This is a genomic window from Aquidulcibacter sp., assembly GCF_020253525.1.
Taxonomy (GTDB): domain Bacteria; phylum Pseudomonadota; class Alphaproteobacteria; order Caulobacterales; family Aquidulcibacteraceae; genus Aquidulcibacter.
Genome location: NZ_JADCBK010000155.1, coordinates 1 through 25,917, shown reverse-complemented (window position 1 = coordinate 25,917; position 25,917 = coordinate 1). Strand labels below are relative to the sequence as shown.

At 53.8% G+C, this 25,917-nt stretch carries 22 protein-coding genes and 1 pseudogene; 4 read left to right on the top strand and 19 right to left on the bottom strand.

What is annotated here, in order from left to right; genetic code table 11:
• Position 1: 1 nt before the first annotated feature.
• From IOB61_RS15680 to IOB61_RS15670, 3 genes are all read right to left on the bottom strand, one after another.
• Entirely contained in the window at positions 2-2,578 is a 2,577-nt protein-coding gene (locus IOB61_RS15680; RefSeq protein ID WP_290818741.1) for an alkaline phosphatase family protein, read from the bottom strand.
• Positions 2,579-2,602: 24 nt separating this feature from the next.
• Complete coding sequence (locus tag IOB61_RS15675; RefSeq protein ID WP_290818739.1) at positions 2,603-4,141, bottom strand: alkaline phosphatase D family protein; 1,539 nt, start codon at positions 4,139-4,141, stop codon at positions 2,603-2,605.
• Between the two features lie 77 nt (positions 4,142-4,218).
• Positions 4,219-6,552, bottom strand: a complete 2,334-nt coding sequence (locus IOB61_RS15670) for a TonB-dependent siderophore receptor (RefSeq protein ID WP_290818737.1) — start codon at positions 6,550-6,552, stop codon at positions 4,219-4,221.
• A gap of 234 nt (positions 6,553-6,786) precedes the next feature.
• Here IOB61_RS15670 and IOB61_RS15665 point away from each other — a divergent pair, with 234 nt between their 5' ends.
• On the top strand, positions 6,787-7,557 hold the full coding sequence (locus IOB61_RS15665; protein WP_290818735.1) for an HAD hydrolase-like protein: 771 nt from the start codon (positions 6,787-6,789) through the stop codon (positions 7,555-7,557).
• On the opposite strand, the gene IOB61_RS15660 is transcribed toward IOB61_RS15665, so the two are convergent.
• The 4 genes from IOB61_RS15660 to IOB61_RS15645 form a co-directional block, all read right to left on the bottom strand.
• Positions 7,554-8,456 (bottom strand): MurR/RpiR family transcriptional regulator, encoded by a 903-nt coding sequence (locus IOB61_RS15660; protein WP_290818733.1) that lies wholly within the window; start codon positions 8,454-8,456, stop codon positions 7,554-7,556. The genes IOB61_RS15665 and IOB61_RS15660 overlap by 4 nt on opposite strands.
• A gap of 68 nt (positions 8,457-8,524) precedes the next feature.
• Complete coding sequence (gene phnE, locus IOB61_RS15655; protein WP_290818731.1) at positions 8,525-9,538, bottom strand: phosphonate ABC transporter, permease protein PhnE; 1,014 nt, start codon at positions 9,536-9,538, stop codon at positions 8,525-8,527.
• Positions 9,535-10,314, bottom strand: coding sequence for a phosphonate ABC transporter ATP-binding protein (gene phnC, locus IOB61_RS15650; RefSeq protein WP_290818729.1), 780 nt, complete (start codon positions 10,312-10,314; stop codon positions 9,535-9,537). Before phnC ends, phnE begins: the two co-directional genes overlap by 4 nt.
• Complete coding sequence (locus tag IOB61_RS15645) at positions 10,311-11,249, bottom strand: phosphate/phosphite/phosphonate ABC transporter substrate-binding protein (RefSeq protein WP_290818727.1); 939 nt, start codon at positions 11,247-11,249, stop codon at positions 10,311-10,313. Before IOB61_RS15645 ends, phnC begins: the two co-directional genes overlap by 4 nt.
• A 401-nt stretch (positions 11,250-11,650) precedes the next feature.
• Between IOB61_RS15645 and IOB61_RS15640 the strand changes: the two genes are divergently transcribed.
• Entirely contained in the window at positions 11,651-11,827 is a 177-nt protein-coding gene (locus tag IOB61_RS15640) for a hypothetical protein (RefSeq protein ID WP_290818725.1), read from the top strand.
• A 159-nt stretch (positions 11,828-11,986) separates the two neighbouring features.
• On the opposite strand, the gene IOB61_RS16880 is transcribed toward IOB61_RS15640, so the two are convergent.
• The 4 genes from IOB61_RS16880 to IOB61_RS15625 all read right to left on the bottom strand — a co-directional run bounded on the left by IOB61_RS16880 (position 11,987) and on the right by IOB61_RS15625 (position 15,496).
• The gene (locus tag IOB61_RS16880) at positions 11,987-12,184 is read right to left on the bottom strand and encodes a type II toxin-antitoxin system RelE/ParE family toxin (RefSeq protein ID WP_367272865.1); all 198 of its coding nucleotides are present in this window, start codon (positions 12,182-12,184) and stop codon (positions 11,987-11,989) included.
• Between the two features lie 865 nt (positions 12,185-13,049).
• Positions 13,050-13,535 carry a hypothetical protein gene (locus IOB61_RS15635; RefSeq protein ID WP_290818723.1) on the bottom strand — a complete coding sequence of 162 codons (486 nt, stop codon included), beginning with the start codon at positions 13,533-13,535 and terminating at the stop codon, positions 13,050-13,052.
• On the bottom strand, positions 13,532-14,887 hold the full coding sequence (locus IOB61_RS15630; RefSeq protein ID WP_290818721.1) for a hypothetical protein: 1,356 nt from the start codon (positions 14,885-14,887) through the stop codon (positions 13,532-13,534). Before IOB61_RS15630 ends, IOB61_RS15635 begins: the two co-directional genes overlap by 4 nt.
• 105 nt (positions 14,888-14,992) lie before the next feature.
• The gene (locus IOB61_RS15625) at positions 14,993-15,496 is read right to left on the bottom strand and encodes a hypothetical protein (protein ID WP_290818719.1); all 504 of its coding nucleotides are present in this window, start codon (positions 15,494-15,496) and stop codon (positions 14,993-14,995) included.
• A gap of 719 nt (positions 15,497-16,215) precedes the next feature.
• On the opposite strand from IOB61_RS15625, the gene IOB61_RS15620 reads away from it, so the two are divergent.
• Both IOB61_RS15620 and IOB61_RS15615 read left to right on the top strand, forming a co-directional pair.
• Positions 16,216-16,431: a type II toxin-antitoxin system Y4mF family antitoxin gene (locus tag IOB61_RS15620; protein WP_290818718.1), complete on the top strand. Its 216-nt coding sequence runs from the start codon at positions 16,216-16,218 to the stop codon at positions 16,429-16,431.
• Positions 16,428-17,669 (top strand): type II toxin-antitoxin system HipA family toxin, encoded by a 1,242-nt coding sequence (locus IOB61_RS15615; RefSeq protein WP_290818716.1) that lies wholly within the window; start codon positions 16,428-16,430, stop codon positions 17,667-17,669. Before IOB61_RS15620 ends, IOB61_RS15615 begins: the two co-directional genes overlap by 4 nt.
• A gap of 520 nt (positions 17,670-18,189) precedes the next feature.
• Here IOB61_RS15615 and IOB61_RS15610 read toward each other — a convergent pair.
• From IOB61_RS15610 to IOB61_RS15575, 8 genes and pseudogenes are all read right to left on the bottom strand, one after another.
• Positions 18,190-18,837, bottom strand: coding sequence for a lytic transglycosylase domain-containing protein (locus tag IOB61_RS15610; RefSeq protein WP_290818714.1), 648 nt, complete (start codon positions 18,835-18,837; stop codon positions 18,190-18,192).
• The gene (locus IOB61_RS15605; RefSeq protein WP_290818712.1) at positions 18,831-19,337 is read right to left on the bottom strand and encodes a S26 family signal peptidase; all 507 of its coding nucleotides are present in this window, start codon (positions 19,335-19,337) and stop codon (positions 18,831-18,833) included. Before IOB61_RS15605 ends, IOB61_RS15610 begins: the two co-directional genes overlap by 7 nt.
• On the bottom strand, positions 19,334-20,566 hold the full coding sequence (locus tag IOB61_RS15600) for a TrbI/VirB10 family protein (protein ID WP_290818710.1): 1,233 nt from the start codon (positions 20,564-20,566) through the stop codon (positions 19,334-19,336). Before IOB61_RS15600 ends, IOB61_RS15605 begins: the two co-directional genes overlap by 4 nt.
• Positions 20,563-21,570 carry a TrbG/VirB9 family P-type conjugative transfer protein gene (locus IOB61_RS15595; RefSeq protein WP_290818708.1) on the bottom strand — a complete coding sequence of 336 codons (1,008 nt, stop codon included), beginning with the start codon at positions 21,568-21,570 and terminating at the stop codon, positions 20,563-20,565. Before IOB61_RS15595 ends, IOB61_RS15600 begins: the two co-directional genes overlap by 4 nt.
• The gene (trbF, locus tag IOB61_RS15590; protein ID WP_290818706.1) at positions 21,549-22,244 is read right to left on the bottom strand and encodes a conjugal transfer protein TrbF; all 696 of its coding nucleotides are present in this window, start codon (positions 22,242-22,244) and stop codon (positions 21,549-21,551) included. The genes IOB61_RS15595 and trbF overlap by 22 nt, the downstream gene beginning before the upstream one ends.
• 2 nt (positions 22,245-22,246) lie before the next feature.
• On the bottom strand, positions 22,247-23,836 hold the full coding sequence (gene trbL, locus IOB61_RS15585) for a P-type conjugative transfer protein TrbL (protein WP_290818703.1): 1,590 nt from the start codon (positions 23,834-23,836) through the stop codon (positions 22,247-22,249).
• Positions 23,837-23,846: 10 nt separating this feature from the next.
• Positions 23,847-24,596: a conjugal transfer protein TrbJ gene (locus tag IOB61_RS15580; RefSeq protein ID WP_290818701.1), complete on the bottom strand. Its 750-nt coding sequence runs from the start codon at positions 24,594-24,596 to the stop codon at positions 23,847-23,849.
• Positions 24,583-25,917, bottom strand: a pseudogene (locus IOB61_RS15575) (conjugal transfer protein TrbE); the annotation flags it as partial. The pseudogene IOB61_RS15575 and the gene IOB61_RS15580, both read right to left, overlap by 14 nt.

Sequence of the window (25,917 nt, the reverse complement as noted above, 5' to 3'; positions counted from 1 at the left end):
TTCAGTCGTCGTCCTCAAGCTGGAATGGGCTGAAGGTGGCGTTCCTCGTGCCTGGATAGGGTGTCGACCAGCCCTTTATCTCATGCCAGACGATCCGATTGAGCTTTTCGGTTGGTACCGCATCTGGAACCGAAAAATTCATCTGCGCCGACGCGAGGGCACCTGCTTTCCGCTCACCCGTGAGGGCGCTGGCTTGGGGGTTGAGTTCAAGCAAGTCCTGCTTTGGTATGATGGCTGTATAAGGGCTTAAGTTGGGGGTGTCGGTGAAGCTTGCCCGCATGTCATTGGCGATCAGATTGAAGAGCGACATGCTAGGAAGGCCCAAAATCAATTCGATCGATTTCAGCATGCTTTGATGGGAATACATGGTGGAGTCGACATGGTTGCGCCGCGTGTAAGGGCTGATCGCCAAGGCCACTGTGCGATGGCCGTCGACATGATCCACGCCATTCTGGCTATCGTCTTCTACAACAAAGATTGCCATTTTGGGCCAGAACTTTGACTTAGTCAGGCCCTCCACCACTTGACCAAGTGCCAAGTCATTATCTGCAACCATGGCTTTTGGGGTATTTGCGCCGGGTCGTGTCCCGCTGGTATGGTCGCTTGGCAGCAGCATCACAGTTAGGTGCGGCATAGTCCCTTGGGCTTCATATTCTTTGAGCTTATCCAAGAAAATCCGTGCACGGACCACATCAGGTATGTCCATACTGTAAGCTGGGAAGTTGCGTACGAGCGCTTTGTCGAGTGGCGGAATCGGAGAGCGCGTGTTCCACATGCCCTTAAAGTCGTCACCGGCTTTCCAGCGCGCAAACAGATTCTGACGCTGGTTAGGCGTATCATCGAGGACGCCAGGAGCATATTCGCCAAAGACGGCGACACTCTTTCCCTTGGCAAGCACAGCATCCCAGATAAAGCCACCGGCGGAATAGGCTAGTGGGTCACTGCCGTCATAGGGGTAAGAACGACCTGAGTAGCCAGGCCATAATGTGTAGCTGGCCTCATTGCCCTGCGTGACCCATTGATGGCCGTTCGCGCTATTGCCGCCGGTGGTATAGAAATTGTCCAGAAGAACAAAATCCGTCGCCAGTCGCCGTTGGTTCGGGGTCACATCCTCGCCAAACATGACAAAGCTAGGCTCGCCATTACCGCGCTCCAAATCGCCAAACAGCTGATCATAGGTGCGGTTTTCCTTGATGATGAACACAACATGCTCGATTAGAGACGCTTCGCCCGAGCGCTCTGGGATTGCTCGAGGTTTGGCAGACGGATTTGGTTTAGGCGCAATTCCGTCGCGAAATGCCATCCTATTGTTCTCCGCTACCGCGGCAGAATAGCTTGCAAGCTGCGCATCGTCCGGTATCGGAACGACATGGACGCTGCCCCGGTTCGCATGAACAAATCGCTTGTTGGGCCCGTCATTCTGGCCAGAGCCAATGCCCAACAAAGTTGCGACCGCCATTTTGGATTCATCTGCATTTAGGGCCACAGAAATTGGATACCAGCCAGTCGGCACAAGCCCAGTAATTCGCCCGCTTTCTAAGTCATAGATCATGACGGCATTAATGCCGCCGCAGGCGATGTAGAGCCGCTTACCGGAACGGTCCAAAGTCATGCCTGACGGAGCAATTCCCTTTACGTCTTGGGCGAAGGGCTTCAGCGCAAGGGTGTGTTTGACGCTGCTCGTGCGGACATCAACCACAGAAATGCTGTCGTCATTGGTATTGGCGACATACAGCAGGCCACGCGCGGAATCTAAGGCAAGTCCGGTTGGATGTCGGCCCACTGGGATGTTGGCGCTGACACTGGCCGTGGCCAAGTTAACGACACTGATAGACCCTGGTAGCGCCACACCGCGGGGATCGATCCTGACTTGGTCTGCGCCTGCCTTCAGGCCTGTTGGCGCGCTTAGCATGCCGGCACTTGCTGGAAGGCCACCCCAATTTGCGACATAGGCAAGTGTGCCACCGGTCGCAACCGCGACCGGGGCAACGCCGACAGGCACAGTTTTGGTTTCGCCGGACTCAAGATTGGTAATGGCAAGGCCATTGTTGAACGTCAGGGGCGTAAGAACTTGGCCGTTATGGACGACTGGCGAGCCCACATTATTGGTGCCGAGGGGCTCTCCAATTTTCAACAAGCCTTCCGACGTCTTGGAGACATCAGGCCTTGCAAGAACAACTTGGCCCGCTTGGCCCGGCTTGGTTTCGGTATAACTTAGGATTGGTGAGCCAGTTTCATCCAGCGTAAGTCCGCGAATTCCGCCGGTACCCTTAAGGTCAAACGTCGATATGGCTTTGTTTTGCAGCCAGTCCAATTGATAAAGATGGGTGCGCGATAGGACCCAGAGTGCGCCTTCCTTGCCAAAGACTGCCCCTTGAACTCGTCCTTTAAAGACGGTTTGGGCACCTGCCGGAGTGATGTTTTGCCGGGTTGTGATAACGCCGGGGTCTTCAACACTTCGAACCGGACGAGTGATCGTCTGCGCGCTTGGGTGGGTCCAAGGAAGAAGGCTGGAGCCTATGAGGGCGGCCACAAGAACATGCTTTAGAACGGTGTGACTTTGGCTCAATCGTCGCATGGCACATCGGCTCCTGTATAGAGTTTATAGATCGCGGGTCCGCATCTCGATGGCGCTTGTCGAGCCAGAATTTGGGTCACTGGGCGCGTCGACCGTTCGATAAGTCGCCGTCCAATTATTTCGCTCAACCAAGGACCGAATATAGCCGCGCTTATGCCCGTCGAGATAATCGACATGGGGGTTAAAGCTCTTTGCGGCGTCCAATGCCCCTGCCCAAGGGCAATGCGACGAAATCGACGTGCCGCAGAAATTGTGGCCTATCCGCTTGGATTTGACATCAAAGGGGCGCTCATGAATGCGCATGGCCGAAGCACTGTGCCAGTCACCACTCAAGACAACGGGATTGGACACGCCCTGGGCAAGAGCATCAATGATCCGTTGCCGCTGGACGCCATAACCATCCCATTGATCCATGTTCACGCGTGGAGCCTCTGGCGGGGCATTGTAGCGAAAAGGCGCAAACCAGGTTTGGGATGCCAGAACATTGTAAGGGGCCGACGAACGTTTGAGCGCGTCCAGCAGCCAAGCTTCTTGGACTTTACCCGTCATGGTTAGATTTGGATCATTCATGGCGTCGCATGCGGCATCGCCTGGAAAGCCTTGGCCGCACGGCTGGTCGGAGCGGAATTGGCGTGTGTCGAGCAAATGCACCTGTGCAGGGCCGAAGCGATAGAGGCCATACATGTGCAAGCTGGCTTCCAGCCCGTTGATCATCGCAGGCTTTTCGATAGGCATATGCTCATAATAAGCCTTCAGAGCCGCAATCTTGCGCACTTTAAACTCTAGCGCGGTCTGCTGATCTGGATCCTCTGGGATATCGCCGGCCCAATTGTTGTCGATCTCATGATCATCCATGGCGACAATCCAAGGCGCGGCGGCATGGGCGGCCTGCAGGCTAGGGTCCATCTTATAGAGTGCGTAGCGATTGCGATAATCCCATAGGGACTTTGTCTCGGGCCCATTATGTAAACGGACGGTCTCAAAGGATAATTCCTGACCCGCAATCATCCGTTTGTTAGAGCCAAGACGGCCAACCCCGCCTTCGTAAATATAGTCGCCAACATGGATGACGCAGTCTGGTGTCCAAGCAGCCATATCGGCAAAGGCAGCGAAAAAGCCGCTTTCATAAGCGTTGCAGCTGGCCAAGGCTAATTTGGCCGACGAATCCTGCGGGCTTGTTGTTTTAGTCCGGCCGATTGGGCTTTGGGCGTCGCCAAAGGAGAATTGATAAAAGTACTCCCGGCCTGGCGCTAAGCCTTTCAATGCGACATGAACACTATGCGCATCGAGGTCTGAGGTTTCGTAACTTCCTTCGCGAAATACTTTCGTCATTTCGGCGTCGAGACAGACCTTATAGAGAACGCGCACCCGCCCTTTTGGCATGCCGCCAGCTTGCAGGGGGTTTGGCGCAAGGCGTGTCCACAAAATGACCTGATCAGGCTGCGGGTTTCCCGACGCGACCCCAAGGCTAAAAGGATTGGCGGCTGTCTGTGCGAGGACTGACTTAGCCGACAAAAGCGGCAAGGCAGCCAAGGTTAGTAGGGTGCTGCGGCGACTGATCATCGGGTCCTCACATGCGTTTAAAAATCTAAAGGAGAAGGGCTAGGGACATCTTCATCTCCCTAGCCCTTGAATATTGATCAGAATTTTGTGGCGTAGGTCACATAGAAGCTGCGGGGCTTGCCTTCGAACGGATAGCCGTAGAAGTAACGGTCGTCCGTATTGGTATACTCACCCCGGTTGAAGGCTGAGCCATAGAAATTGTTACCAAAGCCCCAGCGCTCTGCGTAATCCTCATCGAGAAGGTTCACGACACGGAACATGAAGCGGTGCTGCATATCCTCGCCGGCCAGATAGGTGAGGGTGGCATTAACAACGGTGTAATTGCCGAAATTCTTGCGATAGCGTGGCACACCGGTATCAGCACCCCTGCCGTCTGGGCCAGCCGCCCGTGTGGTGCCTGCAATAGCTGGCCCACCAGTTGCCCATTCATCCCCTTGAACGCGGGGCAATAATTGAACTTTCAACCGCTTATCCAGCGAAGTCCAATTCAAAGAGGCAGTCGCAAACCACTCGGGCGTCTCGCTCAATTGCAGACCAACGCGGGATCCAGATGCGAGCGCTGAGTCCTGATTAGTATAGCCGATATTAAAGGCCCACTGCTCGCCCAGGGTCAGATCAACTTCTGCGGTCCAGCCGTTAATCTCATTGACGAAGCTATTATTGAAGAAGGTGTCGACAGGGGTTTGGGTGCCGGTGATTGGGTTCGTAACAATCAAGGGCCGCCCAGAGGTCGTCGAAATACGGTTGGTGACTTCAGTTTTAAAGCCGCCGAGTTCCACAAAGAGGCGGTTGTCGCCAAATTCATGCGTATAGCCGAATGCCGCATTATAGGTCTCGGTCTCCTCCGGCAGGAGATCTGGGTTACCGATTGTTGTGAAACCAGCATCATTGACCGCCGTTGGTGGGCGTGGGTTGTTGATGAACAACTCATTTGTCTGCGGCAGGCTGTAGGATGTACCGCCATTGGCACGAACATAATAGTTCTTCAGGAAGGGATGCTTAAAGCCGAACTTCCAGATGGTCTTGCTGTCAAACGCATCGGAGAAATCGGTGCGAACCGCCAACGAAATCCCAGTCTCTGGGCTGAATGGCAATTTGGGGTGAACATCTATGAAGACACCCGTCGTTGCCGTGTCATTGTTTGGCACCGCAAAGCGTGCGTCTGAATCGTCCTTGTAAGAGACATATTGAACACCGCCAACAACTTCCAAGAATTCGTTGAAGTTATAGGTGGCACGGGCTGTCGCGCCCATTTCAACAAAGCCGCTCTTGAACTGATTGGTTGTGCCAAAGCCGTGGGCGAAGGCGGGTTCAACAGCGCCGGTCCAAGCCCCGCGAGGAACTGTCCGTGTTGAGACGCCTGCAGCCGTGGCTTGGTTTGCAATCGGGCAACCCGTAGCGATCCGGCAGACCACAGGGTAGAGTTCAGCATTCCACAAGAGTGGGTTGGAATAATAAGCTGAGGCCTCAATCAGCAGTTTGTCATTGGACTTATGGGTGAGCGTTGCATCGATAATTGGATAGCGCAGCGTATTGGGTGAATAGGATTCACCCGAAGGGAACGGATCTTGGAACCAGCTTTCAGTATAAATAGCATTGGCGCGGAATTCCGTCGCCTCATTGATTTTCCATAGATACTTCACCCCGATATTGTTTTTGTTCAGCGGATATTCTTGGATACCGCCAGACAAGGCCACATTATCGGTAAACAAGGCCGGGTCAAAAATTCGAGGGCCGTCGGTCGCGAGAAGCGACCCATAGACCATCAAGGAATGATTGCCTTCCTTGTCGAGCGGGAAGCTATAATTGCCCCATAGTTCGCGGGTGTTGAACGAACCATAAGAGACACCAAAATCGCCCTTCACAGTTCCGTCCGGCTTTTTGGTGATGACATTGACCACACCGATGCCGCCGTTTGAACCAAAGTATAAGCTATTGCCGCCACGGAAGACTTCGATGTTCTCAATGATGTGGTTGTCGATGATTGTGGCGCCCCAAATGTTCTCAAGAACTGGGCCACGATCATAGAGAGGGGTTCCATCAAGGGTAACCAGTGTGTCGCGGTCACCGCCGCCATCGAGGCGAATGGTGTATTCACCTTCATCTGGGGAATAGCCGACATTGACGCCCTTTACGAGAAACTGGACAGCTTCGGCGAAGTTAATCGCGCCGCTTTGCTCAACCCGTGCCCCCGAGATGACCTGCACATCGGTGCCATAAACTGCCAACTCTTGTGCAACGGTGGTTGCGGCAGCGCGTGCACGTTGGCCGGTCACAATGACGGTTTCGGTTGCAGGCTTTTGTGGTTCGCTCTCGACAGACGTATGAGCAGCGGCAAAACTTGGCAGAGCGGTTGAGGCCAGCAGCATGGCTGCGAGGCTCAGAGATGGCTTTTTGAATGGTCCGTACATGGTTGGGTCCCTCACTACAGTGAAATATTTTCACTGAATCCACTTTCGACATTGGCAATCGTCTAGCCCACAAAACCCTGTAGGTTCGAAATTCCTGCCTGACTGGTGAAATCCTAGGGGCCGACTGTGACGGCTGAGCGAAATGTTTATGAAATCTTAGTGAATATATTTCATTTCTGAATGATTCATGCTTGAACCGATTGCGCCCGATCTATCCGGGTTTGGAGGTCGAGATTGATCCACTCTATCGTATTACCCGACACCGGTTCAGAAGTGGACCGCGCGCGGGAACTTTTGGCCTCAAAGCACGGCATTCTCTTGGATTGGGATGGATGCGTCGCGATTGACAACAAACCGCATGCCGCAGGTTCTGAGTTCATTGCTAGGCATCTTGATCGGATTGCCGTGGTTTCCAATAGTTCCAGCCTTCGGCCACAAGACATGTGTCGAACCTTAGCCGAATGCGGCATCCATCTTCCTAGAGAACGGATTATCCTTGCCGGCCATCAAGCTTTGTTACGCGCAGCCGAAGCCAAAAAACGAGCTCTTGTGCTTGGAAGTCCAGCCATGCGGGCAATGGCTCGTGATCTGGGGATCATCCAAGTCACAAGTCGGATCGAGCAAGTTGTCCTGCTACGGGACACCCGGTTTAGCTATGCGCGCTTGACCCAAAGCGTAAATGCTCTGCGGGATGGCGCGTCCTTGATAGTCGCCAATCCGGATTTAACCCATCCAGGAAAGGGAGGCACAATTGTCCCCGAAACCGGCACGCTTTTGGCCGCACTTCTCGCCTGCGTGCCTGCAGAGGATCTACATATGGAGATTATCGGTAAACCTGGCCCCTTTCTCTTTAGAAAGGCTTGCCTAGCACTTGGGGTCTCAGTCGACCAAGCGATTATGATTGGCGATAATCCGGCAACCGATATCAAGGGAGCCGACGGACTCGGAATGGAGTCGATCCTTGTCAAACCAGGCTCTGATCTTCGTTTGAGCGCGCTCTATTAGAAGCGTTTCAGCGATAAGACATCAAATGTCTCGCGCAGGGTCGTCGTAGATCGCTCATAATCGGCGAGCGCAAGGGCTGCGATGAGGGCATCAATCACGCAAAGCTGGGCAATACGACTGGTCATGGCTTCGGTCCGAAACAGGGTTTCCCGCGCCATCGTGAACAAGGTGATATCTGCAAAGGCCTGAATCGGCGTGCGCGCATAATTGGTCAAGACAATGGTCGTCGCACCGGCTTCTTTGGCCAATTGGGTCGCCACAACCGTTTCACGGGTGGCTCCGGTATGAGAGATCGTCAGGACGGCAACCTCTGGCGAGGTTCGTGATGCACTGATTGCTTGTATGTGACTGTCCGTCACGGCTTTCGCTTCCAAGCCAATGCGCAACATGCGGTAATGGGCGTCTTCTGCGATTGGAGCGGAAGAGCCAATTCCGTAAATCTCGATGCGTTTGGCGGCGCGTAATGCCGAAACTGCAGCCCCTAAAGCCTTTGGATCAAGGACCGAAAGGGAATCGCGCAGCGCTTGGATTCCACCATGAAACACTTTGCGACAGACGGTCTCGGTATCATCGTCTCGGTTCAAGTCCTCATGAATATATTGCACGGGTTGAACAACTGCTTGCGCCAAAGACAATTTCAAATGCTGAAAGCCCGGCATACCAAGATTTTGGCAAAAATTGACAACGCTTCCTTGGCTGGCACCGGTTGCCTCAGAGAGCTCGGTAACGGACATAGCAATTACCGCATTCGGGTCAGCCAAGATGAAGTCGGCCACCACTTTCGAGGTCGGGCCCATAGACTTATAGCTCGAGCGAATACGCGCGAGCACATTCTCAACAATCAGCGATTCCTGAGCCTTCCCCTTCGGCTTTTGTGATAGGTTCGTTGCATCGCCCATGAGTTGCGTTCACCATTTTTATGAGACTGAGTATTACAAAGTGGGACCGTGTCATGATTGAACAAATCTCACAATAGTTGCTTTCGGATACTGGCCGACAATTGGTCAACGAGGACCACCAAAATGAAGATCGCAACCAAAATTGTTGCCACGTGTCCATAATCATACATGTCAAATCGGCCCTTCAGTTCTTGGCCAATCCCGCCCGCGCCGACCAGACCAATCACGGTCGCCATGCGGATATTTCGATCGAGAATATAGAGCGAATAGGCAATATATTGCGGCAGCACCTGTGGCAGCACGGCAAAGCGGGCAACTTTGAGGGTGTTTGCACCCAGTGCGACCAAGGCTTCTTGCGGCTTAATGTCCGCGTTCTCGCTATCGTCGGCAAAGAATTTGCCGAGAAAGCCTGCTGCGTGCAGCCCTAAGGCGAAAATCCCGGCAATGGGGCCAAAGCCAAAGGCCACAACAAAGAACAAAGCACTCACCAATTCCGGAATGGCGCGTAACAAACCAATCAAGGACCGCGCCAAGCCAACGATAAACCCATCCCCCATCAAATTTCGAGCTGCCAGAAAGCCAAGCGGCAGACTGATGATGAGCGCGATCAATGTTGCCCAGATCGCCATTTGTATGGTCTCGATCAATTTCGATACAACCACCAGAACATAGCCGTAAGGCACCACAAGCTCAGTCTTGGTTTGGTTGGTTGTCACGACTTGCCCAGTCACTGGGTCTGTCGACTGGCTGGAACGGCTGGTGGTTTCAATGTGGCTAAACGGCAGTGCAAGGGCTGCAGGCTGGTCCGCTTGTTGGTGCAACTCGGTCCGGGACTCTAATTGCAGGGGCCAAAGGGATTTCGCAATTTGAGAGAAGCCATTGACGACTTGGGAATCCTTCTGACCGGTCGCCGCGGCATGAATTGCTTGGCCCGTCATCACAAAGGCACGGTCCATTTCTGTCGCTCGTCCAGACCAGAGCAGAAGTATGCACAATACGGCCACCCAGAACAAACGGGACGCGGTGACGAGTTGTGGGAACTGCCATGTCCCCGAATTGGCTCGATTAATCCGTGCCATCATACATATTCCGGCGCGACAGCGCTTTCGTCGTGCCCATAAAGCAAGCCGACCATATCGGCAGTCAAATCCGAAGGCGCGCCATCAAAGACTACCCTTCCAGCCTTTAGGCCGATGATGCGGTCGGCAAAGACGCGCGCAAGGTCGACTTGATGAAGGCTACATAGGACTGTCGCACCCAAGGCCTGCGCCTGTTCCCGGATCAGCGCCAAGATGTCGTAACTTGTCTTGGGGTCCAGGCTAGCGATCGGCTCATCGGCCAAGATGAGCTTGGGTGCCAACATAAAGGCGCGCGCAATGCCAACACGTTGCTGCTGGCCGCCGGATAACTCCCCTGCCCGGCGATGCAGATGGACGGGATCCAGACCAACTTGTTCCAACATTTCTGCCGCACGCGCTTCTAGCGCTCTCGGATAACAGCCGAGCATTGCTTGCCAAGTAGGAAGCTTTGATAAAGCCCCAGCAAGAACATTATTGGCAACCTGATCGCGCTGGACCAATCCAAATTGCTGATGGATCGAACCGATCTCTTTGCGCAATTGCTTGATCGAATTTCGGTTGACCAAGGTCCCGTCTACATAGACGCTGCCTTGGCTTGGGGTTTCCAAACCATTCAAGCACCGAAGCAAGGTGGACTTGCCAGAGCCTGACGGCCCCAGAAGCACACAAAACGTTCCCGCTGGCACTTGAAGACTGAGGTCGCTCAGCGCCACGGTGCCATCAGAAAAGCGCTTGGACACTTTTTCAAACTGGATCGACGCGCCGGCCGCCTTGCTCATGGCTTGGCAGCCTTGTCCAAAAGTCCGGCTGTGAGTTGGGGCGTAACTTGATCCATCATGGCTTGAATGGAGGCGAACTTCTCAGTGGGAAATTCCGTGTCATAGCGCTCGACCGGCTTACCGCCATAGCCCACCAGACTTTCGGCCCGAACACCAGAAGCGCTGGCGACACTTTTGAACGCAGCCTTCAGATCAGCTTTAACGTTCGGACTCAATGTTGAGCGCATAACGATCGGGGGATTGGGAAGCGCCACGCTGGTTGCGATCAAGGCGATCTCAGAAGCCTTGACCGAACCCTGATTAACGGCCTTGTCGAACGAAACAAGGGACAGAGCCGCCGCATCGACTTGGCCATGGGTCAGCGCAGAAATCGCATTTGCGTGGCTGCCGACTATTCTGACGCGATCAAGATCCTTCAGAGGATCAAGCTTTGCATTGAGCAACATGGCAACCGGAACAATGAAGGAAGAGGCCGAGTTTACATCCCCAAAGGCAACAGACTTCCCCTTCAATTCACCCAAAGCCTGAGGGCCACCATTTACTCTGGCAAAAATGCCCGCGAAATACTCCGATTTGCCATGCTCAACCCCGACCGCCAGCAAATCGGCACAGCCGCGCTTTTGGGCTTGCAGAAAGATGGCAGGGCCCACAAATGCGACATCTGCAGAGCCGCTACACAGGGCCTCGACAACCGCATTATAGGATTGAGCGACACGAATGTTGAATTTGATCGAACTGTTTTGGCTGATCGCCTCGAATAAGGGCTGAAAGTCTGCTCGCGTCCCATCTTCGGTTCCGCCGTCTGCGGGGATCAGAATGACTTGCAGAGTTTGGCCTGTCGTCTGTTCGGCTGCACCCGCAGCAGATTGCTTAGGCCCTGAATCCAAACATCCCGCCAAGCAGCATAGTGCCAACACCACAGTTATAAACCGCATCGATCATCCCACCTTTTCCCCTATGCTAGGTGGTTGCCGTGACAGAATTATGAAATATTATCAGTTTTGAAGGTATCTAAAATGCATTAATGTCAATTCAGTATAGACTATCGAAGTTTCAATTCAGGTAGAGCCATGACTTTTGTCCAGTTTAGCGTTGCGGAGTGCAACCAGAACCAAACAAGTGACAATCCTTCCGAATTTCCATCGATACCTGCGCAAGTGGCGCACAATTGGTCGCTTTTCTCGAGAACCATTACATCTCACTATCAGGCTTGGCCCTACTCATCTTAGCTTCTTAGCCAAACCCGATGTATCCCGATTCAAATCGCAAACAGCAATAAGCGGCCTATTTGGGCTTCAAGCCGCATTGTGCAAACACCCCTCGGACAGGGACGTTCATGGCGGCCCGCTTAGCCGTCTCGAACAATTCGACAACACGCGTGCAAGAATTGTCGCAATTGACGCTCGACCGCAACGGCCTTGTTGCCGACGAGCTATCTAGTCGAGAGCTGTCTGGCGATGCCATCCGTGCCTTTGCCGAGACAATCAGGCAAAGAGCGCTTCGCTTGGGTTAGCTTTAGCTGGCTTGTGTCGGTTGTATGTGGCCATGCTCGCCAACAAAACTGTTTGCTCGTGCTCTAATGGGATCCTGGCAGCTCCCGCATGATGGCCGAAGATATCAACCATCGCCCGAACATAGGCCTGAAGAGCGCTTGAGTTTAATCTGAGGCGCATTAGTCCTCAAACAGTGCTGACCAGTTCCGCTTCATGTGAACGACGCGGATGCTTTCAAGGTAATCATCAATCACGCGGTAAATAATTAAATGAGATTGATGACGACGCATACGAATGGGTGGCGTAAATTCAGATCGTTCGCGCGCGATCAAGGGAGTATGCGCAATAAGATCAAACGTGTTTGATAGATCGCCGATATAGATTTAAGCTTGTGCGACAGATCATGTTCAGGGCCATAAGAATAGTCTGCTTGGGACAGACAGCGGTGTAAGCAAATGGCCAATCCACTTGGCCAGCAAGGCCAAGGGTTCGGGCAAGACAGCCAAGGAGTATGGTCACATGAGACATATACACGGCGCGCAAACAAATCGCTTGCTGATTGCAAGGACAATTGACCACATCTTGCAAGATGATTTGGCCAGCGATTGCACCGCAAAGGCGTCGTGATGGAGTTCTTGTTGGTTTGAACGCTCAAAAATGAACGACGCTATGCCAATTCAAGACAGTCTGATTTTCGCAAATCCAAGACCGTCCGATTTTGGCAATAATTGGCCGAAAGGAGAAGGTCTGCTTTAGGTGTGGAGTACGTTGATAGCGGACGTCGAACTGGACATCAAAACCAAACTTCGAACCCCTGACCCCGCCATAAAAATCAGGAGCAGGGTTCAATTTGGATTCCCGCGCGCGTGAAATACCCGAATTCTGCTGTACCTTCAACATTAGGGAAGCCGACAAAGATGGACCCAATCCTTGTGAGGTATACGCGTTCGTGTGAACTGGATATTGCGACTGCACGGACATTACCACCCGCACAAGTCACAACTTTTAGGCCTCGCAACTCCGCGTACAAAATAGCTAAGACTAAAGTCAGGGTGACGGAACACAGATGAATTTTCGACATTGTCAATCGGGCTTGGATTTCGTCATATCAGGAACTTTCGCTATAGGCCCAACCACACCGTCTTGTGTCTACTTCATGCCTGCAATCGGCTCGGCGTAGTAATGGCTGTCTTGACGAAGGCGCAGACTGACTCAACGGTACCCTCCGTGCAAAGAGCATTTTTAGCGGGCACCGGTGTTTAAGTCCTTCATTGTTTCAAAGCGCAAATTACAAAACCAATCAGATTCTCCAGCGGGTTTGAAGTCGCCAGGTAGCACCCTAATTTTAATACACTTAATTTTCCGAACATCAAAATCTGTTTCCTGGCGGCCGGTTGTAATGTTGATTTCGCCATTTGGATCGTAATCAAAATAAAAGCGATTTGATTGAGCGAATGGAGCCATTGGGCTTACCACTGAACTAACTTTGTATTCAAAGCAGGGGCTGATATTTTGCCCTTCAGTGCATGTCCTTAAGCGTATTTGATTTGGCCCCCATGCAATCCGCTTCGCATCGACAGCATCCACCGTGAGATAGCCCATTGTCTGGCCCCTTGGGCCTGCAAGCATCGCCGCGCCTTGAATCTCAATATGAGTATCGTTCGTGTAACATCCAGAGACCGGGAAGATTGCAAGAGAAATAATCCCTATTCTGGTGGCCATTTTCATTTTCGAACTCCTTCAATCAGTCCTTTCGCGCCGATGGCAAACATCATTTTATCAAAGTCTGCATGATCTGCATTTCGTGCGGAAACATTAAGTGTAGCTTTCTGTTGGATCACTTGAGGTGTCCGACCCCAGAGTGACGCAACCGCATCCCCTGCGCCTGTACCAGGTTTGTCCGCTGTGACATTGACCCAAGTCGTTGCAATGCCTCTAAGGCGCTCCGCATATGGAGCTAAGGCCAAATTCGGAACGTAATCAGGAACGCCAACCGGGTCGACAGTGATTAGCAAATCGACACGAATACCTTTTCCCTTCGCCCACAATGCATTTGATATTGCCTCAGACCCACCAAAACTGTGGCCAATTAAGATGACTGGTAGGTTAGCATCATGGCGAGCTATGATTGCATCGCGAACTGCCACCGTTTCCATATGCCAGTACTGGGCACCAGGCTCGCCTTCCAAATAGTCCATGACGTTCCTACCAACCCAGTCCCCCGGTAGATATCCCTCTCCGCCACCCGAAATATAAATGGGCAAAGTAAGGTCTCGACGTGCAGAATTATCGCTCCCACGCGGAGCCGTTATTCCACCAGCGCGCCCAACGAGCTGGAACCCATCCATCCCGCCAGTTTGGTTTGAGCCTGAACCGTCGGCCAAGCTTAAAACGTATTTTGTTTTTTGGAAAACCTCAGTCGTAGAATCGGTCAAATCCCGATCATAGGCTACGCCGTCTTTAACTCGGCGGACGTTGAAACCGAGCCTTTCAAGTGCAGACCGAAGTTCTTCAAATTTCTGCTTATCCTTGGTTTTCGACGCCGCGTTCAGCGCATCCTCCATCATCAAGAGATAATCAGCCATGTTAGCTGAATTACGCGATGTGCCAGCCTCAGAGTCAATGCCGTAAGCATTGTCCATATAGTTATTAATGAACAATTCTCGACCGGCATCGTTGAACCCAGCTCCTGACGCCCACTGGCCCGAGCGACGCCACGCTTCTTCGGCTTGGGATTGCAGCCCACCGTTCGCTTGGTATGCATCATGCTCGGAACGATAGGACCCGTTGGCATTCATCTCTTCAATAGCTGCTGGGTCATAGCCAATGAGACTGAAGTAAGCTGCCAAATCCATCCCATCAAAGAAGTCGCTTGGCATGCCACTTGGAGGCGCATAGGTCTCCACGTTTGATGGGGGTGCATTGGTAATGACAACTACAGGTGCATCCGGCTCTGTCGTTTGAGGTTCTCCAGACGCTTCGGGTTGTAACCCACCTGCAGATTCAGTTTGCCATAACCCATCGCTCCATGAGCGCCAGTCCACGCTTCCCGCAAAACCATTTGGCCAGATCGTCGTCATCGGGATCACCCTTGTATGTTGTTACGCCTGGAACACCTTAAAGTTATTAAAGTAAATGCCGGGTTAAAAATTATCCTAGAGTTGAAAATCTTAAACTATGATGACCTACAGCATTGAAGCTATAGGGATGCAATAAAATGCTCTCCGACTACCATCGGGATTTCCAGAGAAAATCATTGTCCATTCCGCACTGATGGCGATCAACCGCTCAACAGGCATGCTTAATGCGACACACGCGCCATCCACACTAAAATTGCGTTTGACAGCGGCTGGCGACAGAAGTCCATTATTAGCATTTAAGAATCCTGCGTGCGATTGGGGGTCAGCAAATGGCTGGCGGTAGCGATAAAAGAGTACCGCATCTATGTCTTTGGGGTCCGGCTTGTCGCTAGCATAGCTTCCACCGATCCAGAAGAATTCAGGGGCGACAATTGCTAGAAGATTGCCCACCCATGTTTCAAACTTTTCGGCTAAAGCGAGCCTTTGAGGGTTGAAGGCAAAGCGTTGCTTGAACTCAAACCAAGGACAGGGATAAGGCGATGTACCAATCACCCTTTGATCTGCGCCAAAAATGATGGCGGGGGGAAGTCCTGCCTGCGGTTCATTCATAGGGATGCCATGCATTCAAGATTACAATCTCTAGACTCAAGAAATCCAGCCAAAGCTGCTTTGCAAGTTCGGCATGATCGAGTTATCCCTTTAACCTCTCATGAATGTCCGCTTTCAAGCAACCGCCAACCCACCTAAACGGCAGCCTTTGGTGCAAAGCAGACCAACGGACAAGATTTTTAATTGATGTTTGCAGCCAGTAAGCATTAAAAATTGGTCTTGAAACTGCGGTAATGCGTAGGGAACATTTCTTAAGGTTGGCTGCTTGCTTTTCTGTCCCATCCCACCGCCACCTAGGCCAAACCTGACAGGCCTTTGTGGCAGTCAGCGCAGTGTTCGGTCGCTTATGACAAATATGTATTTGAGGGATATGCGAACTGGCTCTAGGAAGTGCAGGGGCGCATCATGACAATTAGGTGGATAAACTTCTTTCCGCCCATCCGTTGACCTCACCTACCCGCCAGCGATGGCGACAACTTCCAAATTGAGTTGGCTTTGGAGAGCGGATTTTGGAGTTGCGGTTTCGCCTCCAAACCCGAATTTCGGAAATAGGCTGACTGTTGCCAAAACGGTCGGTCATAGCCGAGTTGATGTCGCAAAAATATCCCGAGCGGGATATATTCTGGTATGCTTCGAAATAGAAGGCATGTTTTTCCCTATCGGTAAATTTCTTGTTGATTTGGTAAGGTCAGACTGATATATTCCCGCTCGGGAAACATATGACTTATCTTGACTCACTCCATTTTGGCCATGCCATTCGTGTTGCGCGCAAGGCGCAAGGATTACGACAAGACCAGCTTGCCGGTGCTGCGGGCGTTGGCGTGCGCTTCATCGTCGATTTAGAAGCAGGGAAGCCATCTGCCCAATTGGGCAAAGCCCTGCAGGTTGCGGCAGTCCTAGGTCTGAGCGTAACGATTAGCGAAACCGCGCCATGACAAACCTATCAGTTTGGTGGGATGGACGGATTGCGGGCACACTGACGCGGGACACGCATGGGGATATTGGCTTTGTCTATCATACCGATTGGTTAGAAGATCCAACAACCCGCGCCATATCAGCAGCTTTGCCAAAACGAGCCGAGCCCTACGATCGACGTGCGGCGCGTTATTTCTTTTCGGGACTCTTGCCCGAAGAGGGCCCCCGCGATGCCGTGGCACGCGCATTGGGTCTGTCGCGCACCAACGACTTTGCCTTGCTGGAAGCTTTAGGGGGCGATGTCGCAGGAGCTCTAACTCTTTGGCCGGAAGACGAGAGACCGCCTGTTGCCGCACTCGGGCAAGCACCAGAGTTTTTAAGTGACCGCGCCTTGATCGAGGTCTTGGATAACCTGCCCGCGCGGCCCTTATTAGCTGGGCGCGCGGGCATCCGTCTCTCTTTAGCTGGTGCACAAACCAAATTGCCTGTTGTTGTTATGGATGGCCGCATTGCTTTGCCAGCACCGGGACAGCCCACGACCCATATCCTCAAGCCTGCGATGACCCGATTTCCATCAACCGTGGAAAATGAAGCGCTCTCGATGCGACTGGCGCATGCGCTTGGACTATTGGTTGCCCCAGTTGAAGCCCGGGGTCTTGATAAACACAAATTCCTACTGGTCGAACGATATGATCGCGCACTTGGTCCTGCTGGCGATATGTTGCGCGTTCACCAAGAAGACTTCTGTCAGGCATTGGGTCATCCCCCGGAGCATAAATATGCCGCCGAAGGTGGGCCAACCTTGAAGACGAGCTTTGCGTTATTGCGGAAGGTCTCATCACGGCCGGCAGCGGATGTTCTTGCTCTGCTGGATGCCGTCATTTTCAATGTGATCATCGGCAATTGCGACGCGCATGGTAAGAATTTCAGCCTACTTTATCTGGCAGGTGAAACCAGATTGGCACCATTGTATGACTTGATGAGCACAGTGGCCTATCCGGAAGTTTCTACTCGGATGGCGATGAAGATCGCAGGTGCGGGCAGTTTTGAAGAAATAACGAGTGAGACTTGGGCTGCTTTCGCTAAGGACGTCAGCTTAGGCGCGCCCTTTGTTCGAACACGCGTGCAAGAATTGTCCCGATTGACGCTCGACCGGATCGGCCATGTTGCCGACGAGCTTTCTAGTCCAGAGCTGTCTGGCGATTCCATCCGTGCCTTTGCCGAGACAATCAGGCAAAGAGCGCTTCGCTTGGTTTAGCTTCAGGTGGCCCAGGACAGAGTCAATCCGATGCTTTAGTTGCGGGGAAACTCTTCTGCCCCGGACACATTGCCCACGCCCTCACCTCCCCTGCCCGCCAGCGATGGCGACAACTTCCAAAATGAGTTGGTTTTGGAAAGCCAATCTTTGGATTGCGGGTTCGTTCCCAGATAGCTTTGCGGCCTAGTTTGAGATAGGCGCAGACCATGGCTGTCGTCCACCATTCGTCATTTTCCCAGCCTGTGGCGATCATGGCTTTTGGCGGCACTTGCTTTATGGTTTGGCCTTTTGCTTGTGTTTCCAATGGCTGATCTGGTTGAGGGATTGGGGTGTCGTTCGCAGCGACTTCAGGCCCAGTAGTATTAGGCCCAACGGCATCATCGTTGGCGACTTCAATTGATCGAGGCTCTTGCCTTTGTGCCATGGGGTTTGGACTTTGCTCTAGGGGTGGAGCCACCCATCCGCCAAACATATCCATTTGCGGACTATCGGCCTTATCGGCTTTTCTTCTTGCTATGATCTATCTCCTTCCTGTCGCACGACATTGGTTGCGGTGACGAATGCCGCGACCCGCTGTTAGCGCGAGATAACAATCCACTGCATCGCGGACGTAGTTTTGAGTTTCTAAAAATTCTGGGACGCGTCCGAGGCGGGCGACACGATTTGGGCCAGCGTTATAGGCTGCAAGCGCCAGCCGCAGATCGCCAAACCGGCCAATCTGGGCCGCCAGATAACGCGCCCCTCCCCTAAGATTTTCTTCGCCGTCAAAGGTATTGGCGACACCTAACTCACGGGCTGTAGCGGGCATGAGTTGGGTGAGGCCGCGCGCGCCAACAGGACTTACGGCACGCACATCATACGCGCTTTCCACAATCACCAAAGCATGTAGGAGCTTCGGATCAAGACCCGTCTCATTGGCGATTTGTGTGATCAAAGTATCCAGCGGCTGTCTTGCTGGCAGCAGTCTGACCGCGCCATAATTGGGCATGGGATCAGCTTGGGTCTGATCGGGCTTTATGGTGGGATTGGTGCTTTCGGCAGGCTTTTGCTCAGGTCTAAGGCCTGGCTCAATGAACAGGCTACCGCCAGCTTGGGTCCAATCTGGTGGATCAGCTAATGCGGGCGTTGCAAGCAAGCTCATGATGAGAATGACGGTCCGGCCTACCATGAGAACACCTGTCGATAGCTGCCTGACAGCTCCTGTCGCGACACGGATCCAAAGTAGCGACTATCGAAGCTTCCTGGGTGATCGCCCAATAAAAAGACCTCATTTTTAGAGAGCTGGTGACAACCCTGCCAGTTTGGCAAGGCGTTGCCTCGCATATCTTGGTCTTTTGCTTGCAGCTGTTGGCCGGAGACAGTGAGCATGCTTGTCTTGCGACAGACAGTGTCGCCGGGTATTGCGGCAACGCGCTTGATAAGTAGCGTATCGGCTGGATAGCCAAGCTTGCCGACAAGATAGTCTCTGGCGGCCTTGGGCATGGGCAAGCCGATAATCTCGCCACGCTTCAATTTTTGGGCATCACCGGTACGAACATAGAGTCCCTTTGGCATCGAGGGGGTTTCATTGATGATGGCGAGTGGTGCATTCCTTTGATTGGGCATGAAGGACTGTGCCACTAATAGGCCGTTGGATATGACCAAGGTGATGATGATAGCGATCTTCATGGTGCTGGCTCCAGGATCAGATCGCGAGTTAAGAGAACTTGGACACGTGTTCCTTGACGAACGCGGATCGTTGGTTTGACTTCCAGTTCCCGATCGACCATGCGACCGCCAATACGTGCAGCCTCAATAGCTGCAGCATCACCAACATCGCCCATCAGGCTTGTGTCTTTATTGGTGCTGTCCCTGCGGGCAGCTTCGCCCAAAGTTGTAATGGCTCCAGCAAACAAAGTCGCAGTCAGAAGTTGTGGAATACGTCGATCGACGCGGCCAGCCACACCCCCTGCCCCACTCCCGTCTATGCCGGGTTCACGGGCCAAACTGATCGAACGACCATCGGGAAAGATCAGACGCTCCCAGACCAAGAATGCTCGGCGTTCGCCATACGTCTGATCGCCATCAAACCGCCCCAGCAATCGCGCGCCTTGCGGGATCAAGAGATAGCTGCCCGTCACTGTATCAAAGACATTCTCGGTGACACTGGCGATCACGCGGCCTTCCCGCTCTGTATCAATGGCGGTGAGTAAAGCCGCAGGAATGACACTGCCTGCCTTCAACTCATAAGGCGATAAGGGCGCGAGAACGGCGCGGTCACCATAGACTTTGTCATAATCCTTGTGTCGCTGAACGAGTTCCTGTTGTTGTGCTGGCGCTGCAACGGGGGTTGCAGCTTGGGCTGAAGACGTCGGAACTGGCCCAAAGAATAAAGCTGATTGTCGTGCCATTTGGGTTTCGTCCCGACTCCTATCTTGACGCGTCGGTTGGGCTGTTTGTTGCCTTCTGGGTTGCGGATAGGACGCTGGCCTCTCCTCCATGATCAGACGCGGCTCATGAGCTGGACCCGCATCTGCCGGAAATGTCGGGCTGGCGTTTGCCAATGCTTCCTCGTCCGGTAAAATTGGTGTCTTGGTCAGCTCCGCATAGGTTGAAGGGCCTTGGGTGAGGACTTCGGCTGGCCTCACAGAGCCTGCAGGTGTCTCACGCGTTTCATCAGCCTGTCTTGCCCTGGCATCAGCCTTGACGATTGGGGCAATGACAAAGCCATAGATGAAGGCAAGCGAGATGACGCTGGCGGTCAGAATGAATACGCCACGTACCGCTGTCCTATTGATCTGTTGAGCGGGCTTGGGTGCGACCCGCGCATGCAGGGTCTGTCCGCCCGTTAGTGGCTTCCCCAAGGTCGCCTCTTCTGCATCATTTGGCTCGGGAATGGCTCCATCGGGGGCTTTCATGGCTCTACTCCTCTGCGCTCAATCTTCACAATCTGGGGACGCTCTCCACCAAGGCGCAGTTCGGCCTTCAAAAAGAGCCGGTCGACGACATAGGAATTGCCTTGCTTGCGCCAATTGGTGAGTTGGGCCTTTCCCGTTTCATCCATCACAAACAAAGGTGGGGCTTCAGTCGTGCCCAAGGTTTCAGGAAAGGTGATGAAGGTCTGTCGGCCATCATCATGGACTGACACAGGCGTCCATTCGGGTTTCCGCCATCCAGTCCGGATACGGTACCCTTCAGGACCATGCGCTTTAAGGATGGAAGCGGGTGTTGTGGGCTTTAGATCTGTCTTGGCAGGCCCCACTGCCACCTGGCTTGTGGGGGCCTGTGGCTGTGGATGTGTCCATGAGACTGCCGCATTGAAAGCTTCGCTCTCGCCAGAGGCTTTGAGTGCGAGCAGGTAGACGCGCCGGTTTGTGGTCACGACCATATTGGTGGCAAGGCCTGCCCGATATGGCTTGATCAGAAGATGGGTCTGGACGGTCTCGGCTTCGCCTGATGTCGTATCGCCAATCATCCAGCGCTCGGTATCGCCCGCCGCCTTGCTGATGATCTTCTCGCCTGGCTCCAGACTAAGCGCTGTAATCCGCATGGGGGCGGTCCAGACTTCATAGACGCGGCCAGGCTCATACCCAAAGACTTGCGCCGCATTGACAAAGCCATCTGCCCGCGAGGGCGCTAAGGCTTCGGCATTGGCTGCCCGAATGGCGGCTGGACCTACTTTGGGAGCGGCTGATTGGGCAGGCTGAGTTGGGACTTGTGGAGTCCGGGCTTGCGGCCGACGCTTCGTGCTCTTGGACTTCTTGAGACTATGGGCGCGGACGTGATTATGAGCCTCGCTTGAGCGGGCTTTGGCACCTGCATCGGTTGGCATAGCCAGCGGCAAGGACAGGGTCAGAAGCAAGGCCAAGCCGGTGGCGTAAGCCGTGGCGCTGCCCGTGATCATTGAGCGTCGAGTGTCCATGAGATGTCCTCGATTTTGATACCAAGTGGATTTTTCATGAGCTCGGCTTCAGAACGCGGCGGCTCGAAGCGAACCGTGACGAGCGCGCGCCAACGCTCGGCCCCGCCGCTCATGCCATTGGTGAATTTCTCTTCCCGCCACTGGATGTCGAAAGTCTTTTCCGAACGTGCCACGACATTGAGAATGCTGACCGCGACTGCCTCTTTTCCTGCATTGGCGAACGGATCATGTTCTTGCGCCCAGGCATTGAGATAAGCGGCAGATTTAGGCGTGGTAAAATCATAGGCCCGCATGAAGTTCTGACGGATCAGGACCGGATCGACACTTCGTCCGCGTACGTCAGCGATCCAGCGCGACAGCGCAAAAGAGACTTGGGCTTCATTGGGTCGATAGGTCTGATCAAGAGCCGTGATCTTTTGAGTCTGGCCCCAGCTTGAAACCTCGACAATGAATGGCTTTACGACCGAGCGTTGGGCTTGAACCCACCAACCAGCACCCAAGAAGCCCGCAAAGATAAGCGTTCCGAATGCCATGTTTCGCCAATTGCGGGCATGGGAAAGGGTCAGTCCCATACGGTCATCCCAGACTTGGCCCGCCCGCTGATAGGGCGTTGCGATGGGCGTCGCGGACAAAGCCTGAGTGCCGACCGGCTTTGGCTTGAAGAAAGCATGCATGATTAGTCCTCCTCACGGATGGATGGGCTCAACGAGCCAGAGTTTTCATTGGCGGGTAGAAGCTGGCGCGCCGTATTGGCGGCAAAGAAGGCATTGAAGGCGCGCGCTTTGGATGTTCGTGCCTCATAGGCCGGAAAGCGATGATAGCGCTCGGAAGCCGATGGCGTGCTGCCAGAAGTTGATGCTGTCGCGGCTGACGGAAGCGTGCTGCTTTGGGAGGATTCAACATCTTCCTTATGACTTTTGGGGTATAACCTATTAGTATTTCCAGAACTCGGTGATAGGTTTTCATCCCGTTTTGGATATGAATCTGAACTATCGCCGCCATTCTTACCCCTTTTGGGGTATGAATTTGTAGCCTCGCCATCGTTCTTACCCCTTTTGGGGCAAGAATCAGGGTCACTATCGAGACCAAGCGATTCTTGACCTGAACTTTTACCCCCAAAGGATGAAGTCTCAGAGTAATTACTTGAAGACCCAGTGTGTGATCCCCCGTCCGTTTCGGGGGTGCGGTAGTGGTGGCTGGTTGGATTCACTGACGATGATGCCGGAGGCAGGGACGAACCAGATGACGGGGCAGGTCCAGATGGGCCAGAGCCGCCGCTAGGGCCAACCGGCGACCCAAGGCTGGGTGGCGGCTTACCGGTACCCGCACCAGCTGCAGCACGAGAACTCGAAGCAATTTGTGCGGCAGCACCAGCACCCGCTGCCCCTGCAGCCATGGTTCCAGCAATAGCTGCACCACCTGCGGCACCCACAGCAAGACCTCCCACACTCAAAGCCCCTGCCCCGAGTGCCGGACCGCCAGACACGAGGGCTGCGGCTAGATTAGGAGCAAAGAGCGACAGCATCGCCAAGATGATGGCTGCCGTCAGGATCGTGAGTGCCTCATAAATGTCCGGCTCTGGGCTTGGCATTAATTGGGCAAAGATTGTCTGAGCACCGGAAACCACAATGGCGAGCGCCAGCACTTTAAGGCCCGCCGCCACCACATAGCCGAGGGGGCGTTCAGCCATGAAGCTAGTCTTCGAAAAGATGCCAAAGGGGAGCAGGATAAAGCCGCCCAAAGTGACGATCTTGAACTCAAGAAGCGTGACTATGATCTGAAGGGCCAAGACCGCAAAGGCGACCATGATGCCCAGCATGGAAATCCCAATCAGGATGGCATCCACAAGATTGCCAATCACATCCATAGGGTTTTCTGTCACGGTTGGCGCTTCCCCAATCGCTTTGACAATCTCCCAGCCTGTCTCGATCACAGATCCTGGATTTAAGAAATCTGCAGCACTGATGGCGCCACCACCTGCCGTCAGACCAATCTGCATAAAGCCCGCAAAGATCGTCTCAGAAAGGCCCTGCCAATCATTGATGATATAGGCAAAGGCCCCAATCGCGAGGATCTTTGAGAAAGCTCCGGCCAGCACATCGCGATTGGAAGAGATCGCCCATTGAAGGCCGGTAAGGGCGACAACCAGACCAATCATCAGACCGAAGATTCCATTGACGGGTCCCGCAAGGCTCGAAAAGCCTGCCGTGATGGTGCCCGAAAACACCGTCATCAAATCGTTGGCAGTTTGGGATGAGACAGCCATGGTGGATGCCCTACTGCCGCGCGTTAGGCAAGGGATTGAAGGCCGGCGCTTTGGGCTTTTGGGCCTTTCGCGCCCATTGGGCACGACGTGCCGCAATCGCCTCTTGCTTGCTGGCGGCACGCTCGGCTGCCTCTTGGGCCGCTAAGCGAGATTGAGCCGCCATCAAGGCTTGCAGGCCTTCTAATTGCTCTGAAAGGACCCCAAGCGCTTGGACTGAAGATTGGATCGCGCCCGTCTCGCCTTCGGCATCCCGCGACGCGGCCAAGGCTCCCCTTATTCTTGCCGCGCGATTTGGTCGGGAGGCTTCAAGACGGGCGGCCGTCTGGGCGAGATCTTCCGCCGTCTGACGTGATAGCTCAATCCGGCGCGCTGCCGTCTCTAGGCGGGCCATGGCAGAACGCGCTGCCCCATTTTCTGGATAGAGTTCTGAGAATTGCCGGTCGAGGCCGCGTACTGTGGTGGCAAGGCCCCGCGCCTGCTGCCCCAAATCGTCCAGGGCTGCCATCGCCTGACCAATCTCTTTCGAATGATCATAGGGGCTTTTGGCGAGCGCGCGAATTTGGGCCGTAAGCTGTTCACTCTGTATACGGATTTGCTCTAGAGCGCGCGCCGCCTGAAGGACGTTTTGGACATGATTGGTCGGATCATAAACGACTGCGGCTTGAACGGCTTTGGGCATTGTGAAACTTGTAGCGCCAATAAGAAGCGCGAGCGCAGAAGCGGCAATGGTGAATTTGGATGTTGATTTAACGCGCGGCATGGAAAGGACCTCTAGGAATTAAAGTGCTCGGATCATTCGCGACGACATCTGCGAAGACTGAAGCGGCAAAATCATTGGCAATCTCTGGACTGGCGTTCAGCGCATCAAAAAGGCCCTGCACGCCGACAAAGCCTTTGGCCTCAAGAAACGCGCGGACAAAGGCATCTGGTGCAACTTGGCTTTTTGTGGCCTGTGAGATTTGCTCGATGAGCTTCTGATCATCGGGGCTAGACGCGCCACAGATCGCGAATGCCGCTCCCTTGAGCCGCAGATCAAACATCCGCCGGCCACGAGGTTGGCGGATATAGTAAGAGCGCTTTGGAGCTGCAAAGGCCAAGAGTTCCAATTGGCGCTTGTTGAGGCCGAAGAGCCGGTAGAGGTCAGCACTTGCGGGCTCTAACGCGCGCGGATTGGGCAAGAAGATATGGGTGGGACAACTCTCAATCAGGGTTGTGGCAATCGGAGAATTGACCACATCGTCCAAGCTTTGGGTGGCAAAGACGACAGCGACATTTTTCTTACGCAGCGTCTTCAGCCATTCGCGTATCTTGGCGGCAAAGCCTGTCTCTCCAAGAAAGAGCCAAGCTTCATCCAAAATGAGAAGCGTGGGAGCTCCATCCAGGTCACGCTCAATTTCATGGAATAGAGCCGTCAGAACTGGACCAATGGCACTTGGGGTCGCCATGAGATCTTCGCACTCAAATGTCTCAAAGTGGCATGGCGCAAGAGGTGCTTCATCGGCATCAAGAAGTGCCCCATGGGGACCTTTGAGCGTGAAGGGTTCAAGTGCCGCACCAATATCGCGCGCCTGACAGAGGGCAGAAAAGATCGAAAGCGTGCGTTGGGACCTTGGTGCTTCAGCAAGGCTTGAGAGCGCTGCCCAAATCTCTTCGCGGTGCTTAGGCGTTATGAGAATGCCTGCGGCAGAGGCTGTCTCTGCCAACCATTCGCCAGCCCATGCCATTTCCGCTGGCTCATCGATGCGGGCAAGTGGTTGCAAAGCAAACTCTGACCCAGGTCCTAATCCATGCCAGCGTCCCCCGGCACAAAGGGTTGCAGCCCGCGCTGACCTGCCCTTATCGAAAAAGATGACGCGGGCATTTGGATAGCGCAGCCATTGAAGCGCCATGAAGGACAAAAGTGCGGATTTGCCTGCCCCCGTTGGACCCACAATCATCGTGTGGCCAACATCACCAACATGCAGGCTCAACCGAAAGGGTGTAGCGCCTGAGGTCTCCGCAATCAGTAAGGGTGGACCCTGCAAATGGGCGTCTTCTGAGGGTCCTGCCCAGACCGCCGAGATGGGCAAGAGATCACACAG

Coding starts and splice junctions, on each gene's coding strand:
- IOB61_RS15675 (WP_290818739.1), bottom strand. CDS start 4,141: ATGATCAGTCGCCGCAGCACCCTACTAACCTTGGCTGCCTTGCCGCTT.
- IOB61_RS15610 (WP_290818714.1), bottom strand. CDS start 18,837: ATGGTAGGCCGGACCGTCATTCTCATCATGAGCTTGCTTGCAACGCCC.
- trbF (WP_290818706.1), bottom strand. CDS start 22,244: ATGCATGCTTTCTTCAAGCCAAAGCCGGTCGGCACTCAGGCTTTGTCC.
- phnE (WP_290818731.1), bottom strand. CDS start 9,538: ATGATGGCACGGATTAATCGAGCCAATTCGGGGACATGGCAGTTCCCA.
- IOB61_RS15595 (WP_290818708.1), bottom strand. CDS start 21,570: ATGGACACTCGACGCTCAATGATCACGGGCAGCGCCACGGCTTACGCC.
- phnC (WP_290818729.1), bottom strand. CDS start 10,314: ATGAGCAAGGCGGCCGGCGCGTCGATCCAGTTTGAAAAAGTGTCCAAG.
- IOB61_RS15605 (WP_290818712.1), bottom strand. CDS start 19,337: ATGAAGATCGCTATCATCATCACCTTGGTCATATCCAACGGCCTATTA.
- IOB61_RS15630 (WP_290818721.1), bottom strand. CDS start 14,887: ATGACGACGATCTGGCCAAATGGTTTTGCGGGAAGCGTGGACTGGCGC.
- IOB61_RS15645 (WP_290818727.1), bottom strand. CDS start 11,249: ATGCGGTTTATAACTGTGGTGTTGGCACTATGCTGCTTGGCGGGATGT.
- IOB61_RS15635 (WP_290818723.1), bottom strand. CDS start 13,535: ATGAAAATGGCCACCAGAATAGGGATTATTTCTCTTGCAATCTTCCCG.
- IOB61_RS15600 (WP_290818710.1), bottom strand. CDS start 20,566: ATGAAAGCCCCCGATGGAGCCATTCCCGAGCCAAATGATGCAGAAGAG.
- IOB61_RS15580 (WP_290818701.1), bottom strand. CDS start 24,596: ATGCCGCGCGTTAAATCAACATCCAAATTCACCATTGCCGCTTCTGCG.
- IOB61_RS15670 (WP_290818737.1), bottom strand. CDS start 6,552: ATGTACGGACCATTCAAAAAGCCATCTCTGAGCCTCGCAGCCATGCTG.
- IOB61_RS15680 (WP_290818741.1), bottom strand. CDS start 2,578: ATGCGACGATTGAGCCAAAGTCACACCGTTCTAAAGCATGTTCTTGTG.
- IOB61_RS15615 (WP_290818716.1), top strand. CDS start 16,428: ATGACAAACCTATCAGTTTGGTGGGATGGACGGATTGCGGGCACACTG.
- IOB61_RS15625 (WP_290818719.1), bottom strand. CDS start 15,496: ATGAATGAACCGCAGGCAGGACTTCCCCCCGCCATCATTTTTGGCGCA.
- trbL (WP_290818703.1), bottom strand. CDS start 23,836: ATGGCTGTCTCATCCCAAACTGCCAACGATTTGATGACGGTGTTTTCG.
- IOB61_RS15640 (WP_290818725.1), top strand. CDS start 11,651: ATGGCGGCCCGCTTAGCCGTCTCGAACAATTCGACAACACGCGTGCAA.
- IOB61_RS15660 (WP_290818733.1), bottom strand. CDS start 8,456: ATGGGCGATGCAACGAACCTATCACAAAAGCCGAAGGGGAAGGCTCAG.
- IOB61_RS15620 (WP_290818718.1), top strand. CDS start 16,216: ATGACTTATCTTGACTCACTCCATTTTGGCCATGCCATTCGTGTTGCG.